The 2,614-nt window shown below is 59.6% G+C and carries 2 protein-coding genes; both read left to right on the forward strand.

Annotated elements, in window-relative coordinates; all coding sequences use genetic code 11:
* On the forward strand, window positions 1-286 hold a 286-nt coding region (locus H5U08_RS15330; protein WP_297034964.1), incomplete at its 5' end, for a hypothetical protein.
* Window positions 287-791: 505 nt separating this feature from the next.
* The gene (locus H5U08_RS15335; protein ID WP_297034967.1) at window positions 792-2,426 is read left to right on the forward strand and encodes an Nramp family divalent metal transporter; all 1,635 of its coding nucleotides are present in this window, start codon (window positions 792-794) and stop codon (window positions 2,424-2,426) included.
* Window positions 2,427-2,614 lie beyond the last annotated feature (188 nt).

A 2,614-nucleotide genomic window follows, 5' to 3' on the forward strand; every position in this document is an offset into this window, starting at 1 on the left:
GTCAGAAACGATACCCGAGGTCACAGGCAGACCGCTCACCCGCGAGGAGATGGAACCCTTCATCGAGCTGGGAATTCCCCCGGAAAATATCATCTCGATCGAGGATCGGCCACTTTCCGAGGTTCAGAACGCGCCCCACGGCCATTCGGAGGTCGCGTCAGCCGCTTCCGGTGATCAGCGGGAGCATGCCTCTCCTGCCCCGAAACCACTCGTGCCTTCTGGCTCTCAACCAAGCCAGGATGGTTGGACCCGTCTGGGAAGCCGAACCGGCAGCATGCCGAAATAGCCGTCACCGGGTTTGCGGAAATCGCCAACCTTTCTGCCCTGCGCACTTTTCGTTCCCCCTCTCTGCGTCGGTGCTGGGCGGCGTTCGTGTCCTTGCCATCAGTGGCCAAATCGTCTCCACCTGAGTCATCCCCATTTTTCCCCTGCCGTCGGGCAGGAATTCGAACCTGGCCGACACCTTCGGGACAGCGAAAATCAGGTTGGAGGAACCTGCCTGTCAAGCCTACATTGCGACCTCGGAGAATCCGCACCGATCTTCGTCTGCCAGGTTCACTATCCGCAAATCGTCGGGGCAATCCATGAGTCGCCCCTACCAACGCGATGCCTTTACGTTCCCACAAATCCTTCAAAAAAGTGGGGATGAGTCAGCGTGTCCGTGACTGGCGGGGCGAAGAGTGGTTTTCTACAATGACGGACGCTTGAAAGACAGCAAACAGGCGTCTGAGTTTTTGACCCCAAGGTGGTCTGACGATTTTTTTCGACTCCCAGTGCTGACCATGGGGAAAATGGCCGATCGCAACCTGGATGACTGCCGCCCAATCCCGGGGAATTCAAGGCCTCTCGATCCTTCGGGCGAACAAACCGACGAAGGTATCCAGTTGCCTCCCCGGCATTTCCTGGAGATGCTTCTTCGCATGGGGCCGGGAATGATCATCGCGGCGGCTGTCGTGGGTTCCGGGGAACTGATATTGACCCCTCGCACCGGCGCGGAGGCCGGGTTTACTCTCCTCTGGCTGATCATTCTGGGCTGCGTGAGCAAAGTTTTTGTGCAGGTGGAGTTGGGGCGCTACGCCATCCAGTCCGGTCAGACCACCCTGCTGGCGATCAACCGACTTCCCGGTCCCCGCTTTCGCGTGCACTGGATGTTGTGGTACTGGGTCATCATGTTTGTGGTGAGCCTTGCCCAGCTCGGCGGGATCGCCCATGGGGTGGGCCAGGCCCTCGCGCTGGCGTTCCCCATTAACGGCAGCTTCACGCGATTACTCGAGGCCCAGGAGCAATGGGATGCCGAAGCCGCCCGGGTGCGTCAGGAGGTTCTGGACGAACTTCGCCGGACCGGTCATGTTGAAGAAAAACTTCCCCCACGTTCTGAAATCGAGACGAGAGTATGCCAACGGTTGGGACGACCGCGGCCGAATTATGGCGTGGGGGCCTCCTGGCTCACGGACGATCTTCTCTGGGCGGTGGTGATCTGTCTCGGTTCGATCCCGCTTTTGACATGCGGGCGCTACCGCCTGATCCAGTGGGTTTGCACCATTTTGGTGGCGATTTTCACGCTTGTGACCGTCTTTTGTGTCGTGGCCCTGCAATTTCAGCCCGACTGGGCGATCACATGGCACGACCTTGCAAGCGGGCTGAGTTTCCAGTTACCGCCGGGCGCTAATCGTTGGGCAGCCCTCGGCACTGCGCTGGCCACATTCGGCATCATCGGGATGGGCACCAACGAACTCATCACCTACCCCTACTGGTGCCTGGAGAAAGGCTACGGCCGCTATACCGGACGTTACGACGGTTCTTCCGCGTGGGTGTCCCGAGCACTGGGGTGGATGCGCGTCATGCGTGCGGACGCCTTTCTTTCCATGGTGATCTACACCTTCGCCACTGGGGCTTTTTACATCCTGGGCGCCGCCATTCTTCATCGGGCGAACTTGATTCCCAGCGGTGCTCAGATGATCGCCCACCTCAGCGAGATGTACGTGCCCGTCTTTGGAAGCTGGACGAAACTTTTCTTCCTGACGGGCGCATTTGCGGTTCTGTATTCCACGTTTTTCTCTGCGATGGCCGGGCACTCCCGCGTGGCAGCCGACGCAGTGGCGATTGTTGTCACAGGAAAATCTGGCGAGCAGGGGCCACCTCAGCGATGGGTGACGGCTTTCGCCATCGGATTCCCGGTCTTTGCCCTGCTCACGTGCCTGTGGTATCGGGAACCCGTGGGACTCATCGTGGCGAGCGGCTTCATGCAGGCCATCATGCTTCCCATGCTGGCGGGAACCGCTCTGTACTACCGTTATCGGGAATGCTCACCGGCACTTCGGCCGGGCCTTCTGTGGGACATCTGCCTGTGGATTTCCGCCACAGCGCTTCTGATTGCCGGAATTGCCGGCGCCTGGATGGGACTGCGGCAACTCCTGGCAGGATAAGCAACCCGCACATAATCGCCCAGAAATGTTCGGGAACAATTCCCCAGATGAACCCGACCGACGGCTCCTGCTCATTACCCGCAAAGGTTACTCCAGGATTTTCCAGTAATCACTCCAACCGAGGACCCGCCGCACTTCCACGGGCGTCGTCCGCCCTTCTTTGACGGCCTGCACAGCCGAGTCCCAGA

The organism is Thermogutta sp., assembly GCF_014359955.1.
In the GTDB taxonomy this organism is placed as follows: domain Bacteria; phylum Planctomycetota; class Planctomycetia; order Pirellulales; family Thermoguttaceae; genus Thermogutta.

Bases quoted from the DNA above. Each gene is read 5' to 3' on its own strand.
- H5U08_RS15335 (WP_297034967.1), top strand. From the start codon at position 792: ATGGCCGATCGCAACCTGGATGACTGCCGCCCAATCCCGGGGAATTCA.